The organism is Streptomyces pratensis (assembly GCF_016804005.1).
GTDB lineage: Bacteria > Actinomycetota > Actinomycetes > Streptomycetales > Streptomycetaceae > Streptomyces > Streptomyces pratensis_A.
Genome location: NZ_CP051486.1, coordinates 218084 through 233478 on the forward strand (window position 1 = coordinate 218084; position 15395 = coordinate 233478).

The 15395-nt window shown below is 70.5% G+C and carries 10 protein-coding genes, 4 tRNA genes and 1 pseudogene; 9 read left to right on the forward strand and 6 right to left on the reverse strand.

Annotated elements, in window-relative coordinates; all coding sequences use genetic code 11:
* Positions 1–114: 114 nt before the first annotated feature.
* Positions 115–4047: an ATP-dependent RNA helicase HrpA gene (gene hrpA, locus HED23_RS01010; protein WP_203181569.1), complete on the reverse strand. Its 3933-nt coding sequence runs from the start codon at positions 4045–4047 to the stop codon at positions 115–117.
* A 294-nt stretch (positions 4048–4341) separates the two neighbouring features.
* Between hrpA and HED23_RS01015 the strand changes: the two genes are divergently transcribed.
* Together HED23_RS01015 and HED23_RS01020 are read left to right on the forward strand one after the other, a co-directional pair.
* Positions 4342–5118: a DsbA family protein gene (locus tag HED23_RS01015; RefSeq protein WP_203181570.1), complete on the forward strand. Its 777-nt coding sequence runs from the start codon at positions 4342–4344 to the stop codon at positions 5116–5118.
* Positions 5115–5957 carry a cytochrome c biogenesis CcdA family protein gene (locus HED23_RS01020; RefSeq protein ID WP_203181571.1) on the forward strand — a complete coding sequence of 281 codons (843 nt, stop codon included), beginning with the start codon at positions 5115–5117 and terminating at the stop codon, positions 5955–5957. Before HED23_RS01015 ends, HED23_RS01020 begins: the two co-directional genes overlap by 4 nt.
* A gap of 53 nt (positions 5958–6010) precedes the next feature.
* On the opposite strand, the gene HED23_RS01025 is transcribed toward HED23_RS01020, so the two are convergent.
* The 4 genes from HED23_RS01025 to HED23_RS01040 form a co-directional block, all read right to left on the reverse strand.
* Positions 6011–6087 (reverse strand) — tRNA-Phe (locus HED23_RS01025).
* A gap of 22 nt (positions 6088–6109) precedes the next feature.
* Positions 6110–6184, reverse strand: a tRNA-Asp gene (locus tag HED23_RS01030).
* Between the two features lie 39 nt (positions 6185–6223).
* Positions 6224–6296, reverse strand: a tRNA-Glu gene (locus HED23_RS01035).
* Between the two features lie 80 nt (positions 6297–6376).
* Complete coding sequence (locus HED23_RS01040) at positions 6377–7912, reverse strand: metallophosphoesterase family protein (protein WP_203181572.1); 1536 nt, start codon at positions 7910–7912, stop codon at positions 6377–6379.
* Between the two features lie 124 nt (positions 7913–8036).
* Between HED23_RS01040 and HED23_RS01045 the strand changes: the two genes are divergently transcribed.
* From HED23_RS01045 to HED23_RS01075, 7 genes and pseudogenes are all read left to right on the forward strand, one after another.
* Positions 8037–8390 carry a metallopeptidase family protein gene (locus HED23_RS01045; RefSeq protein WP_015578045.1) on the forward strand — a complete coding sequence of 118 codons (354 nt, stop codon included), beginning with the start codon at positions 8037–8039 and terminating at the stop codon, positions 8388–8390.
* A 56-nt stretch (positions 8391–8446) separates the two neighbouring features.
* Positions 8447–8884, forward strand: coding sequence for a fluoride efflux transporter FluC (locus HED23_RS01050; protein ID WP_238442233.1), 438 nt, complete (start codon positions 8447–8449; stop codon positions 8882–8884).
* Positions 8881–9264, forward strand: coding sequence for a fluoride efflux transporter FluC (locus HED23_RS01055; protein WP_203181574.1), 384 nt, complete (start codon positions 8881–8883; stop codon positions 9262–9264). Before HED23_RS01050 ends, HED23_RS01055 begins: the two co-directional genes overlap by 4 nt.
* Positions 9265–9384: 120 nt before the next feature.
* Complete coding sequence (locus HED23_RS01060; RefSeq protein WP_203181575.1) at positions 9385–9948, forward strand: hypothetical protein; 564 nt, start codon at positions 9385–9387, stop codon at positions 9946–9948.
* 239 nt (positions 9949–10187) lie between these two features.
* Positions 10188–12419 carry a DEAD/DEAH box helicase gene (locus HED23_RS01065; protein ID WP_203181576.1) on the forward strand — a complete coding sequence of 744 codons (2232 nt, stop codon included), beginning with the start codon at positions 10188–10190 and terminating at the stop codon, positions 12417–12419.
* 665 nt (positions 12420–13084) lie between these two features.
* Positions 13085–14615 (forward strand): annotated as a pseudogene (locus HED23_RS01070) (amino acid permease).
* Positions 14616–14706: 91 nt separating this feature from the next.
* A tRNA-Lys gene (locus tag HED23_RS01075) sits at positions 14707–14780 on the forward strand.
* 145 nt (positions 14781–14925) lie between these two features.
* Here the strand turns inward: HED23_RS01075 and HED23_RS01080 are convergent.
* Entirely contained in the window at positions 14926–15123 is a 198-nt protein-coding gene (locus HED23_RS01080) for a hypothetical protein (RefSeq protein ID WP_203181577.1), read from the reverse strand.
* Positions 15124–15395: the final 272 nt, after the last annotated feature.

Consider the following 15395-nt stretch of genomic DNA (forward strand, 5'->3'; position numbering starts at 1 on the left):
GTTTTCGCTGCCTGCCTTGCGGCCTGCTGCGAATCCAGACTGTACAGGAGGTCCGGCGGCCAGGTCGAACTCACTCACTGTGCAGGAGCCGTCACGGGCAGACGGCGGGCCGGGCTACGGGGCCGCGGCGTCGATCGCCTTCACGATCCGCTTGTCCGAGACCGGTTGCGCGGTGCCCAGAGCGTGCGCGAAATAGCTCACCCGCAGCTCCTCGATCATCCAGCGGATGTCCAGGACCTCCTGGGGCACGGGCCGTCCCCTGGGCAGCTGTTCGAGCAGCCAGGCGTACTCGTCCTGCATCTCGTGGACCTTCTCCATGCGCGTGGTGTCGCGCTGGACGTTCGTCGGCATCTGCTGGAGCCGGCGGTCCTCGGCGACCAGGTAGCGCATGAGGTCGGGCAGCCTGCGCAGCCCGGTCGCGGTGACGAACCCGGCCGGCACGAGACGTGCCAGGTGGTCCCGTACGTCCGTGACGTTGTTGATCAGGACCAGGCTGTTCGTCGACTTCAGCCGTCGCTCGCAGGCCTGCCAGGCGGCCAGGATCTGCTGGACCTGGCCGATCGTGCGGACGGTGAGGTCCACGAGGTCGGCGCGCACCTTGTCGTACAGCTTCCTGAACGACGCCTCGTCCCAGGCCGGGCCGCCGTGCGCGGCGATCAGGCGGTCGGCCGCAGCCGTCGCGCAGTCGTCGAAGAGCGCCTGGATGGAGCCGTGCGGATTACGCGACAGCGCCAGCTTCTGCTGGTTGGTGAGCTTGTCCGAGGCGAACTTCGCGGGATTCACCGGGATGTTCAGGAGGATCAGCCTGCGGGTGCCACGCCACATCGCCTGCTGCTGCTCGGCCTCCGTGTCGAAGAGCCGTACGGCCACGCTCTCGCCCTGGTCGACGAGCGCCGGATAGGCCTTGACCGGCTGGCCCGCGCGACGGGTCTCGAAGACTCGGTTCAGCGTGCCGATGGTCCAGTCGGTGAGGCCCGAACGCTCGATGGACTCGCCCGAGGGGCCCGCGGTGGCGGCGGCCGCCTTGGAGAGCGCCTGGCGGGCCTTGGGGCGCAGCTGGAGCTTCAGCGCCTCCAGGTCCTTGTCCTCGGCGACCTTCCGGCGCCGTTCGTCGGTGATCCGGAAGGTGATCTTCAGGTGGTCCGGGATGCGGGACAGGTCGAAGTCGTCCGCCGTGACGGGGACGCCGACCATCCGCTGGAGCTCGCGGGCGAGCGTGAGCGGCAGCGGCTCCTGAAGGGGGACCGCACGGTCCAGGAACTTCGTCGCGAAGTTCGGGGCGGGGACGTAGTGCCGGCGGATCGGCTTGGGCAGCGAGCGGATCAGCTCGGTGACGACCTCTTCGCGCAGGCCCGGGATCTGCCAGTCGAATCCCTCCGAGGTGACCTGGTTGAGCACCTGGAGAGGGATGTGGACGGTGACGCCGTCGGCGTCCGCGCCGGGCTCGAACTGGTAGGTCACCCGGAACTTCAGCTTCCCCTGCCGCCAGGAGTCCGGGTAGTCGTCCTTGGTGACCGCGCCGGCCTTCTCGTTGATGAGCATCGAGCGCTCGAAGTCGAGCGCGTCCGGCTCGTCACGGCGCTTGTGCTTCCACCAGGAGTCGAAGTGCGCCCCGGAGACGATGTGCTCCGGGATGCGCTGGTCGTAGAAGTCGAAGAGCGTCTCGTCGTCCACGAGGATGTCGCGGCGCCGGGCCCGGTGCTCCAGTTCCTCGACCTCGCCCAGCAGCTTGCGGTTGTCATGGAAGAACTGATGGTGCGTGCGCCAGTCCCCCTCGACCAGGGCGTTGCGGATGAACAGATCGCGCGATGCCTCCTGGTCGATGCGGCCGAAATTGATCTTGCGCTGCGCGACGATCGGCACTCCGTAGAGCGTGACCCGCTCGTACGCCATCACCGCGGCCTGGTCCTTCTCCCAGTGCGGCTCGCTGTAGGTGCGCTTCAGGAGGTGCTGGGCGAGTGGCTCGATCCACTCCGGCTCCACCTTCGCGTTGACCCGCGCCCACAGCCGGGAGGTCTCGACCAGCTCGGCCGACATCACGAAGCGCGGCTGCTTCTTGAACAGCGCGGACCCCGGGAAGATCGCGAACTTGGCGCTTCGGGCGCCCAGGTACTCGTTCTTCTCGGTGTCCTTCAGCCCGATGTGGGACAGCAGCCCGGCCAGCAGGGAGGTGTGCACCGCCTGTTCCGGAACGCCCTCGTCGCCCTTGGGCTCCTCGACGGCGATGCCCATCTGCTTGGCGACCGTACGCAGCTGGGCGTAGATGTCCTGCCACTCACGGATCCGCAGGAAGTTCAGGTACTCCTGCTTGCACATCCGGCGGAAGCTGGAGGAGCCGCGCTCCTTCTGCTGCTCACGGATGTAGCGCCAGAGGTTCAGGTACGCCAGGAAGTCCGACGTCTCGTCCTTGAAGCGGGCGTGGTTCTGGTCGGCCTGCGTCTGCTTCTCCGCGGGCCGCTCGCGCGGGTCCTGGATGGAGAGCGCCGCCGCGATGACCATGACCTCGCGGGCGCAGCCGTTGCGGTCGGCCTCGATGACCATGCGGGCCAGGCGCGGGTCGACGGGCAGCTGGGAGAGCTTGCGGCCCAGCGGTGTGAGGCGCTTCTTCGGATCCTTCTCCGCCGGGTCGAGCGCGCCCAGCTCCTGGAGCAGCTGGATGCCGTCACGGATGTTGCGGTGGTCCGGCGGGTCGATGAAGGGGAACTTCTCGATCTCGCCGAGGCCGGCCGCGGTCATCTGGAGGATGACGGAGGCCAGGTTGGTCCGCAGGATCTCCGGGTCGGTGAACTCAGGACGCGTGACGAAGTCGTCCTCGGAGTACAGCCGGATGCAGATGCCGTCCGACGTACGGCCGCAGCGGCCCTTGCGCTGGTTGGCGCTGGCCTGGGAGATCCGCTCGATCGGCAGCCGCTGGACCTTGGTGCGGTGGCTGTAGCGGGAGACGCGGGCGTTGCCCGGGTCGATCACGTACTTGATGCCGGGGACGGTCAGCGAGGTCTCGGCGACGTTCGTGGCCAGGACGATGCGGCGTCCGGTGTGGCGCTGGAACACGCGGTGCTGCTCGGCGTGCGAGAGGCGCGCGTAGAGGGGGAGCACCTCGGTGTGTCTGAGATTCCGTTTGTTCAGGGCGTCCGCCGTGTCGCGGATCTCCCGCTCCCCGGAGAGGAAGACCAGGACGTCGCCCGGGGCCTCGTGGTCCAGCTCGTCGACGGCGTCGCAGATCGCGGTGATCTGGTCGCGGTCGGAGTCCTCGGTGTCCTCTTCCAGGAGGGGGCGGTAGCGCACCTCGACCGGATACGTGCGCCCGCTCACCTCGACGATCGGCGCCTCGCCGAAGTGCTTGGCGAAGCGCTCCGGGTCGATGGTCGCCGACGTGATGACGACCTTCAGATCGGGGCGCTTCGGCAGCAGCCGGGCCAGGTAGCCCAGCAGGAAGTCGATGTTCAGCGACCGTTCGTGGGCCTCGTCGATGATGATCGTGTCGTAGGCGAGGAGCTCGCGGTCCGTCTGGATCTCGGCCAGCAGGATGCCGTCCGTCATCAGCTTGACGAAGGTCGCGTCCGGATTCACCTGGTCGGTGAAGCGCACCTTCCAGCCGACGGCCTCGCCGAGCGGGGTCTTCAGCTCGTCCGCGACACGCTCGGCGACCGTGCGTGCCGCGATCCGGCGGGGCTGGGTGTGCCCGATCATGCCCCGGACACCGCGCCCCAGTTCCATGCAGATCTTGGGGATCTGGGTGGTCTTGCCCGAGCCGGTCTCACCCGCGACGATCACGACCTGGTGGTCGCGTATCGCCTCCAGGATCTCGTCCTTCTTCTGGCTGACCGGAAGCTGTTCCGGGTACGACAGGGCGGGCATCCGGGCGGCACGTCCTGCGAGCCGTTCGGATGCCTTGCCGGCCTCGGCGGAGATCTCGTCCAGCACGGACTGGCGGGCCTCGGGCTTACGGATGCGGCGGGCACCCTCGAGGCGGCGGCCGAGCCGGTGTGCGTCGCGGAGCGAGAGCTGCCCGAGCTGGGACTGGAGATCGGCGAAGGAAGTAGACATACGGACCCCAGGATCTCACCCGGGCGCGAGGAGTGGCGAACCTATTTCGTCCGGGCCGTGTCACATCCCCTCCGGGAGGCCCCGGCCGTGCCGACGGTGACCGAGAGGGTCCGAGGCGTCACAGCGCGTACCATTCCGGTCAGTTGATCATCCGTCCCCCGCACAAGGCGGCCCCATGTCCCGGGACATACCCGCGCGGCTCCACGCCGCCCGCCGGAAGCGTAGGCAGGTCACACGCCTCCGCGCCCCTCCCCGCAGATCCCGCTCGTCCCTCGCACTCGCACGGAGCGCCGCATGCCCACACCCAGCCGCCCCTCGCCCTCCGCGAAGAAGCAGCCCTCCGCGAGGAAGCCGATGCTTTTCGGCCTCACCGTGGTTCTCGCCGCCGGGCTGCTCGGCTTCGTCTCCTACCGGGCGACCGCGCCGGACGAGACCGCCGGCACCCCGGCCGCCGTCACGACCGCGGGGCCGGACTCCGACGTCCACCGGGAGCTCGCGGAACTCGCCCGGCGCGACGCCGGCGACAAGCTGGCACAGGGCCGCACCGACGCCCCTGTCGTCCTCATCGAGTACGCCGACTTCCAGTGCGGCTACTGCGGGAAGTTCGCCCGGGACACCGAACCCGAACTGATCAAGAGGTACGTCGACGACGGCACCCTGCGGATCGAGTGGCGCAACTTCCCGATCTTCGGTGAGGCGTCGGAGGCAGCCGCACGCGCGTCCTGGGCGGCCGGACAGCAGGACCGCTTCTGGGCCTTCCACCGGGCTGCCTACGCCGAGGGCGCCAAGGAGAAGGGCTTCGGCCGGGACCGCATCGAGGACCTGGCCCAGCTGGCCGGGGTGAAGGACATCGACCGCTTCGTGCGTGACGCCGACAGCGCGGCGGCCACCGAAGCGGTCCGCACCGACCGGGAGCAGGCCTACGGGATCGGTGCCACGTCCACCCCCTCCTTCCTCATCAACGGCCGCCCCGTGGCCGGAGCCCAGCCAATGGCCGTGTTCACCCAGGCCATCGAGGCGGCCGCAGCGGAGGAAGCGAACGTCGGAAACGCCGGAGACCCCGCGAAGTGACCCCGGACATCGGTTACTTCGCGGCCCTGCTCGGCGGCCTGCTGGCCCTCGTCAGCCCGTGCAGCGCCCTGCTGCTCCCGGCCTTCTTCGCGTACTCCTTCGAATCCGCCTCACGGCTCCTGGCGCGCACGGGCATCTTCTACGCCGGTCTCGCCACCACCCTCGTCCCGCTCGGGGCAGCGGGCTCGTACGCCGGACGGCTGTTCTACGGGCACCGTGACGCACTCGTCCTGGGGGCGGGCTGGCTGATCATCGGGCTCGGCCTCGCCCAGATCCTGGGGCTGGGCTTCGCCTCCCGGCGGATCGCGGCCCTCAGTGGCCGGATCCGGCCCACGACCGCCTTCTCCGTCTACGCCCTGGGTGCGGTCTACGGGCTGGCGGGCTTCTGCGCGGGCCCGATCCTAGGCAGCGTCCTGACGGTGGCGGCCGTCAGCGGCAGCCCCGCCTACGGTGGGCTGCTGCTCGCCGTCTACGCGCTGGGGATGGCTCTTCCGCTGTTCGTGCTCGCCCTGCTCTGGGAACGCTTCGACCTCGGCCGCCGGGCCTGGCTCCGCGGCCGGTCCCTGCGCGCCGGCCGCTTCGAGCTGCACAGCACCTCGCTGCTCTCCGGCCTCTTCTTCATCGGGCTCGGGGCGCTCTTCCTCGTGTACGACGGGACGACCGCGCTGCCCGGACTGCTGGACGTGGACGACTCGTTCGCCGTCGAGCAGTGGGCCCGGCGCCTCGGCGAGCGGGTACCGGACGCGGCGGCTCTGACCGTCCTGGCCGCCGTCGTGGTGCTCGTGCTGCTGGTGCAGACGGTGCGGCGGGGCCGTGACGGCGGGGAGGGAACCGGCTGAGCAGGACCGGACGGTACGACGAAGGCCCCGTCCGGTGGGACGGGGCCTTCGGGTGGTGGCTGGGGCCGGGATCGAACCGGCGACCTATCGCTTTTCAGGCGATCGCTCGTACCAACTGAGCTACCCAGCCACGCAGCTCGTACGGGCTGCAGCGGTCCTGACGGGATTTGAACCCGCGGCCTCCACCTTGACAGGGTGGCGAGCACTCCAAACTGCTCCACAGGACCTAGCTAATGTGCGAGACAAGTCTCGCACACGGTTAAGCGTGCCCCCAACGGGATTCGAACCCGTGCTACCGCCTTGAAAGGGCGGCGTCCTGGGCCACTAGACGATGAGGGCTAAGGGCCCACCTGCGCGCTTTCCAGCGCGTCGGGGACGTGAGAAGCATATGTGATGGCAGGAGGTATCGCCAAAACGGTTTAGGGAGAGGTCGTGGGAGGGGGCGGAGAGGGCGACGGACTCCGCAGGTTCTCCTCCGGAAGATGGCGGCTGACCTCGGCCGTCGTCAGGCCGAGACCTCCGAGGGTGATCTCGTCCCAGGCCTGCAGGTGCCGGGTCGGACGGTCCAGATAGAGCACCGAGGCGCGGACCTTCTCGGGCTTCTCGTTCTGCACGGCGCGCAGTCCGCCGCCGCCCGTGGAGCCCTCGACCTTGAGCCGCGTACCCAGCGGCAGCAGTTCGTTCACCCTGCGGTGCACATGGCCCGCCAGGACGAGCGGAACCGTTCCGTCTGTCTCCCGCGCCGCGTTCGGGTCATGCGCCACCGCGATGTCCACGGGGGTGCCCGCCCGCTTCTGGTCACGCAGCGCAGAGGCGAGGCGCATGCCCGCGAGCTGCTCGGACGCCTTGCCGCCGGTGGGGCGCGAGCGGTCCGGGGTGAACTGCGGGTCCCCGGTGCCGGCGATCCGCAGCCCGGCGACGTCCACGGCGCCGCCCTCGTCCAGGACGTGCGCGTTCCTGGTCTTCCTCAGATAGGCCTGCGTCTCCTTGGAGTCGTGGTTGCCCCTCACCCACACATAGGGGGCGCCGAGGTCGCGGACGGGGTCGAGGAAACCGTTCTCCGCAGCCGTGCCGTGGTCCATCGTGTCGCCGGAGTCGATGATCACGTCGATCTCGTACTGCTCGACGAGCGAGCCGATGATGTGCCAGGCGGCGGGGTTGAGATGGATGTCGGACACGTGCAGGACCCGGATGGTCGCGGGGTCCGGCTGGTACACGGGGAGCGTGGACGTGGCGTCGTACAGCTTCGTGACGTTGGTGACGAGCCTGGCCAGTTCCTGCTGGTAGACGTCGAATTCGGTGACGATCGAGCGGGCGTCACCCACGACCGACGGGGCGCTGGAGAGCAGCCCGGAGAACTTCGGCTCCAGGACGGACTTCGGGTTCCAGGTGGCGTAGGCGCTGACGCCCGATGCGGCCAGCAGCGTCAGGGCGAGGCCTCCGGCGGCCAGGGCCCGGCGCGGGCGCCGGTAGACGACGAGGCCGAGGGCGGTCGCGCCGGAGACCACGGCCACGCAGGAGCGGACGGCCAGCTCGCGGGTGCCGGAGGCGACGTCGGCGGTGACCTCGTCCTGGAGACCGGAGAGGCGTTCGGGGTGCTTGACCAGCGCCTGCGAGCGACCGGGGTCGAGCTGGTCGACGTCCACGTCCAGGCGGACCGGGGCGTGATGGGAGTCCAGCTCCAGGGCGCCGAGCGGTGACACGTTGATCTTGGTGCCGCCGCTCAGCGACGGCCGCAGGGTCATGGTGGTGTCCATGGGGCCCACCGGCGTACGCACGCTGCCGACCACCAGCAGCCCGAGCCAGGCGCCCAGGACGACCACGGCCAGCAGGCCGAGCACGCGTTTCCAGGGGTGCGCCGCGGGGACGAGTCCGCCGGCGGGGGCGGTGGCGCGTGGCCGGGAGCGGTGGAGGCGGCGGACACGGGCGGCTGCGGCGTGGAACGGGCGTGCCATTGGGCGCGTATGCCCCGATCGGGCGGCGGGCATGCGGGCGGACGGGGAGGTGTGGGCCGGGCGGGTGGCCCGGGGGCGGGGGTGCGGCCCGGCCGTTCCGTCCCGCGTACGTGACAATGGCGGGGTGCTGGAGATGACGCGCGAGGAGTTCGAAGAGCTGGTGAGCCTGGCTCTTGACCGGGTCCCGCCGGAGCTGATGCGGCTGATGGACAACGTCGCGGTGTTCGTGGAGGAGGAGCCCGAGGACCCGGAGGACCGGGAGCTGCTCGGACTCTACGAGGGCACACCCCTCACCGAGCGCGGTGAGTGGTACGCGGGGGTGCTGCCGGACCGGATCACCATCTACCGGGGCCCGACACTGCGGATGTGCGAGACGCGCGAGGACGTGGTCGCCGAGACCGAGATCACCGTGGTGCACGAGATCGCCCACCATTTCGGCATCGACGACGAGCGGCTCCACGAGCTGGGCTACGGGTGAGCACCCAGAGCCCTCCGCCCCGGCGCCCGGCCGTGGACCCGGACGTCGATCTCTCGGTGGCCGCGCAGCGAGCCGAGACGCGTGGCGCCGGCAGGTGGCGGGTCCTGGGGGTGATCGCGGCGGGCGGTGCGCTGGGGTCCGTGGCGCGGTACGCGGCGTCCCTCGCGTGGCCGGCCGACGACGGCGGCTTCCCCTGGGCGGTCTTCGCGGTCAATGTGACGGGCTGCGCACTGATCGGCGTGCTGATGGTGCTGGTCGCGGAGCGGGGTGTGGTCACGCGTCCGCTGGTGCGTCCGTTCCTGGGGGTGGGAGTGCTGGGCGGGTTCACCACGTTCTCGACGTACGCCGCCGACGTGTCCCGGCTGCTGGTGCGTCAGGAAGTGCTGACCGCGACGCTGTACGCGGCGGCGACGGCCGTGGCGGCGCTGGGCTCGGTGTGGGGGGCCGCCGTGCTCACCCGGGCGCTGGTGGACGGCAGAGGGCGGGCGGCTTGAACTGGCTGCTGGTCGTCGTCGGGGGTGCCGTCGGGGCGCCGCTGCGATACCTGACGGACCGTGCGGTGCAGGCGCGGCACGGCGCGGGTCTGCCGTACGTGTTCCCGTGGGGGACCTTCACCGCCAACGCGGCGGGCAGCCTGGTCCTCGGGGTGCTCACGGGAGCGGCGGTGTCCGCCCCTGTCCACGCCCTGCTGGGCACGGGCCTGTGCGGGGCGCTGACGACGTATTCGACGTTCTCGTACGAGACCCTGCGGCTGGCCGAGGCCGGCCGCGGCTTCCTGGCCGGGGCCAATGTGCTGGCGTCTCTGCTGGTGGGGCTCGGAGCGGTGTTCCTGGGGGCGGAGCTGGCGGGCGGCTTCGGGGGCTCCGGCGGGTGATCAGGCCGGCAGGCGCGTGTGCGGGTGTTGTGCCCGGGCGTGTCCCCGGCGGGGCGGGGGAGTTGAACACATCGCTCTCCCCACCGCCGCTCGCTCTCTCCTCCACGGAGGTGCCACCTCGTGCGCCAGTTGTCCGCCCGCGTCCGCTGGGCAGCCGTCACCGCGCTGACGATCGCCGCCTCCACAGGCTGTGTGAGTGTCGGCGACGACGCCGGGAAGCCGGCTCCTTCGCGTTCAGCCGGTCAGAGGGGTGCGCCGGACCGACCCGACGAGGGCACGGTGTCCGGCACCGGCCGGTCCGGCTCGGGCGGCGGGCGCGCCGAGGCGCAGTCCGACCGGGGCACGTCCCGTGAGCCGGATGCCAAGGCCTCGCGCCGCGCCCCGTCGGCCGGGCCGGGGGCGGAGGACGCCCGTCCGGCCCCCGGTGGTCCCGGCACCCCGGAACCGACTCTGGGCGGCCCCCAGCCCACCCCGGAGCCCAGCGTCCCGGGTCCGGGTGAGCCGCCGCCTCCGCCGGTCACCCCCGAGGAGCCCCCGCCCTCACCCGAACCGGAGCCCTCGCCGCCGCCGGAGCAGCCCTCGGCCTCGCCGGCCGCGCAGTCCCGCACCGATGCGATGGGGCCGCCGGGGCGGGTCGAGGTGTGGCCCACTCCGCGGGTATCACCGCAGGTCGCGCCGGTGTGAGCCACCTGACGGCCGACCCGGTTTGCGCGAATGGGGGGAGGGTGCGTATGGTAGTAGATCGTTTGATCCTATGCCCGGCGCCGACACAGAAGAGCGCCGTGTGGCGCGTACTCTCCCTTGCCGTGGCTGGACCGCATTGAGGCGGTCGAAATTGCGAAAACACGGAGTTACGGGCGCGTGCCGAGACTCCGGAAGGTTTCGCATTTCGCATGTCAATTTCCAGTTCTGACCACACCGTCATGTCCGAGAACGACGTCGAGAACATCGAGGTCGTGGAGGCCGCCGAGGCCGTAGTGGCCCAGGCCCCCGAGGCGGTCGACACGACCGCGGCCTCCGAGACCCCCAGGACCGGGGCTCCCGCCGCGGACGACACCGACGAGGCAGCCTCCGAAGAGGTCGCCGAGGACGCCGAGCCGAGCGTCACGTTCGCCTCGCTCGGACTGCCCGACGGCATCGTCCGCAAGCTCGCGCAGAACGGTGTGACGGCCCCCTTCCCGATCCAGGCCGCGACCATCCCGGACGCGCTGGCCGGCAAGGACATCCTGGGCCGTGGCCGTACCGGCTCCGGCAAGACCCTCTCCTTCGGTCTGCCGACCCTGGCCGCGCTGGCCGGCGGTCACACCGAGAAGAAGAAGCCCCGCGCGATCATCCTCACGCCGACCCGTGAGCTCGCGATGCAGGTCGCGGACGCCCTTCAGCCCTACGGCGACGTGCTCGGCCTGAAGATGAAGGTCGTCTGCGGCGGTACGTCGATGGGCAACCAGATCTACGCGCTGGAGCGCGGTGTCGACGTCCTCGTCGCCACCCCGGGCCGGCTGCGCGACATCATCAACCGTGGCGCCTGCTCCCTGGAGAACGTCCAGGTCGCGGTCCTCGACGAGGCCGACCAGATGTCGGACCTGGGCTTCCTGCCCGAGGTCACCGAGCTGCTCGACCAGATCCCCGGTGGCGGCCAGCGCATGCTCTTCTCCGCCACCATGGAGAACGAGATCGGCACGCTCGTCAAGCGCTACCTGAGCAACCCGGTCACCCACGAGGTCGACAGCGCCCAGGGCAACGTCTCGACGATGTCGCACCACGTCCTCGTCGTGAAGCCGAAGGACAAGGCGCCCGTCACGGCCGCGATCGCCGCCCGCAAGGGCCGCACGATCATCTTCGTCCGCACCCAGCTGGGCGCCGACCGCATCGCCGAGCAGCTCATCGAGTCCGGCGTGAAGGCCGACGCGCTGCACGGCGGTATGACGCAGGGTGCCCGTACCCGTGTCCTCGAGGACTTCAAGAAGGGCTACGTCAACGCCCTCGTCGCCACCGACGTCGCCGCCCGCGGCATCCACGTCGACGGCATCGACCTGGTGCTGAACGTGGACCCGGCCGGAGACCACAAGGACTACCTGCACCGCTCGGGCCGTACCGCCCGCGCCGGCAAGTCCGGTGTCGTCGTCTCGCTGGCGCTTCCGCACCAGCGCCGTCAGATCTTCCGCCTCATGGAGGACGCGGGCGTCGACGCCTCGCGCCACATCGTCCAGGGCGCGGGCGTCTTCGAGCCCGAGGTCGCCGAGATCACGGGCGCCCGTTCGCTGACCGAGGTCCAGGCGGACTCCGCGAACAACGCGGCCAAGCAGGCCGAGCGCGAGGCCGCCGACCTCACCAAGCAGCTGGAGCGCGTCCAGCGCCGTGCCGTCGAGCTGCGCGAGGAGGCCGACCGTCTGGTCGCCCGTGCCGCCCGCGAGCGGGGCGACGACCCGGAGGCGGCGGTGGCCGAGGTCGCCGCCGAGGCCGAGGCCGCGCTGGTGGCCGCCGCGACCGTGCCGGAGCAGCCGGCCGCGCGCGACGACCGTCGTGACGACCGGGGCAACTACGCCCGCCGTGACGACCGTGGCGGCGACCGCCGCGACGACCGTGGTGGGTACCGCGGTGGCAACGACCGTGTCGGCGAGCGCAGCGGCCGTCCCTCCGGTGGCTCCGGCTACCGTGGCAGCAACGACCGTCCGTCGTTCCGCGGCAGCAACGACCGCCCGTCGTCCGGTGGCTTCCGCTCCGGTGGTGGCGAGCGTCGTGACGACCGTGGTGGCCGTTCTTTCGAGCGTCGTGACAACGACCGTCCGTCGTTCAACCGTGACCGTCGTGACGAGCGCCCGTCCGGTGGCTTCCGCTCCGGTGGTGGCGAGCGTCGTGACGACCGCCGCGACGACCGTGGTGGCCGTTCCTTCGAGCGTCGTGACAACGACCGCCCGTCGTTCAACCGCGACCGTCGTGACGAGCGCCCCTCCGGCGGTTTCCGCTCCGGTGGCAGCGACCGGCCGTTCAACCGCGACCGTCGTGACGACCGCCCCTCCGGCGGCTTCCGCTCCGGTGGCAGCGACCGTCCGACCGGCCGCCGTGACGACCACCGTGGTGGCACCGGCACGGGTACCGGCACCGGCACCTTCGGCCGCCGCGACGACAAGCCGCGCTGGAAGCGCAACGGCTGACCGTCGCTGATCGACTGACGCGGGGCCCGTACAGCACTCAGGTGCTGTACGGGCCCCGCTGCGTTGAACGGGTTCGAAACCCACCCTCGTTTCCGTGTACGTCCTGTCAGGATCCGTCGACTCACGTGGGGGTACGTGCCGGGGGGGGCAGGTACGGGCGGCCAAGTGCGCCCGGAAGCGGTCCGGTTCGGATGACAGCCGTTCCTTCGTCCTCCACACCTGCGTACTCGTCAGCCAGGGGAGGAACGGCGACCGGGCCGGGGTCCTGCTGGTCCGCGACTGCGCCGGGGTCCTGTGGCGCTACGCCGGAACGGGCAAGGGCAGGCTCGCGCCCAAGGCGCGGATCGGCTCGGGCCGGCAGCAGCGCAACGCGCTGGCGGCGGTCGGGGACATCACGGGAGACGGGAAGAACGGCCTGCCCGCGAGGGACAAGGCCGGGGTGCTCCGGCGCTACAACGGGACGGGCACGGGGGCGTTCGCGGCGCGGTCCAAGACGGGGCCGGGCCGCCGGCAGAAGTACCCCCGCGCTGTTCCAGGAAGGCCGGCGGGGCGCGCCACGGATTCCCTCGCAGGGCCTTCCGGTGCGCCGTGCGCGGCGCCTCACGCGGGCAACGAGTGGGGTACGGGGCGCATGTCGTACCCCCGGCGAGGGCATCGCTGGGGGCATGACAAACGACGAAGCGGTGGCCGCCGAGCCACCACCGGACGCTCTTCAAGGCCCTCCGGCCGCCCTCTCCGACGAGGAGCGGCTGGCCGAGCTCGGCTACACCCAGGTGCTCGCGCGCCGCATGTCCGCCTTCTCCAACTACGCCGTGTCGTTCACGATCATCTCGGTGCTCTCCGGCTGTCTGACCCTGTACCTGTTCGGCATGAACACGGGCGGGCCCGCCGTCATCACCTGGGGCTGGGTCGGGGTCGGGCTGATGACGCTGTTCGTCGGCCTGGCCATGGCCGAGATCTGTTCGGCCTACCCGACGTCCGCGGGCCTGTACTTCTGGGCCCACCGCCTGGCCCCACCGCGTTCGGCTGCGGCTTGGGCGTGGTTCGCCGGCTGGTTCAACGTGCTCGGCCAGGTCGCCGTCACCGCGGGCATCGACTTCGGGGCGGCGTCCTTCCTCGGCGCCTATCTGAACCTCCAGTTCGGCTTCGAGGTCACACCAGGCCGCACGATCCTGCTCTTCGCCGCGATCCTGGTCCTGCACGGCCTGCTGAACACCTTCGGCGTCGGCATCGTCGCCGTCCTCAACAACGTCAGCGTGTGGTGGCACGTGGTCGGGGTCGCCGTCATCGTGGGCGCCCTCACCTTCGTACCGGACTCGCACCAGTCGGCGTCGTACGTCTTCACCGAGTTCGTCAACAACACCGGCTGGGGCAGCGGCTTCTACGTCGTGATGATCGGCCTGCTGATGGCGCAGTACACCTTCACCGGGTACGACGCCTCCGCCCACATGACGGAGGAGACCCATGACGCGGCGGTGGCGGGCCCGCGCGGCATCGTGCAGTCGATCTGGACGTCCTGGATCGCCGGTTTCGTGCTCCTGCTGGGCTTCACCTTCGCCATCCAGTCGTACGACGGCGCCCTGAACTCCCCGACCGGCGCCCCGCCCGCCCAGATCCTGCTGGACGCGCTCGGCGCCACCACCGGCAAGCTCCTGCTGCTCGTCGTGATCGGCGCCCAGCTGTTCTGCGGCATGGCCTCGGTGACCGCGAACAGCCGCATGATCTACGCCTTCTCGCGCGACGGGGCGCTGCCCTTCTCCCGCGTCTGGCACACGGTCAGCCCTCGCACCCGCACGCCCGTCGCGGCGGTCTGGCTGGCCGCGCTCGGCGCGCTCGCCCTCGGGCTCCCGTACCTGATCAACGTCACCGCGTACGCCGCCGTGACGTCCATCGCGGTGATCGGCCTCTACATCGCCTACGTCATCCCCACGCTGCTCAGGCTGCTGCGGGGCGACGACTTCGTCCGGGGACCCTGGCACCTGGGCCGGTGGTCCAGGCCCATCGGCATCGTCGCGGTGACCTGGGTCGGTGTGATCACGGTGCTCTTCATGCTGCCCCAGGTGTCCCCGGTCACCTGGGAGAGCTTCAACTACGCGCCCCTGGCGGTCCTGGTGGCTGGTGTCCGCGCGGCACTGGTTCCTGAAACCGGGCGTCCCGGTTCACAAACGCACGATCAAGGGCGAAAGCAACGACTGACCTGTCCTCCCCCGGCCACGACAGGGCCCGGCACCGGATACCCGATCGGCTGCCGGGCCCGGGGGAGCTATGCTCGGGGGAGATCCATCACGGGCCGTTAGCTCAATTGGTCAGAGCAGCGGACTTTTAATCCGTTGGTTGTGGGTTCGAGTCCCACACGGCCTACGTGGAGCAGGGCAGGGAGATGTCCTCTGACCTGCGGTGGAGCGCCCCGATCGGTTTCGGCCGGTCGGGGCGCTCTGTTGTTCCAGGGCGCGTGCGTGAGCGGATCGTCACCGGTCCTCCTGCGGACGGGTGTCTTGCCGCTGAGTCACACGGGGAGTGGCGGGCCGATGCCCATCCATCCCTCGCGTATGCCGTCGAGCCCTTGGAGGATTGGCGACGGGTCGTTGGTGGGCCCGCCCAGATTACGGATGAGGATGTCGCGGCACAGGTGCTGGAGCACGCAGGTCGTCATGTGGTGGACGTAAGAGGGGTCACCGTCTGCGGAGAACATCCCCAACGACATGTGTACTCCCCACGCGTAGCGAAGGGGTGAGTCAGGCCGGAGCGCCTGTACCTGCCCAGGCTGGCACGTCCGCCAGTTCCCGCGCTCGGCAGTTACGAAGATCAGGCATTCAGGGCCGATCCAAAGAACACGGGTCCATCGCTCGCCGCAGCAGAGCGAGCAGAATCCGTCCGTCCACGTATTGCCGTCGTCAGTCTCTGCTGCGGCGGGCAGACCGCCGCGCGCACTTGGCGATGCCGGGTATGGCCTGAGGTCATGGCCAGTTCTACAGG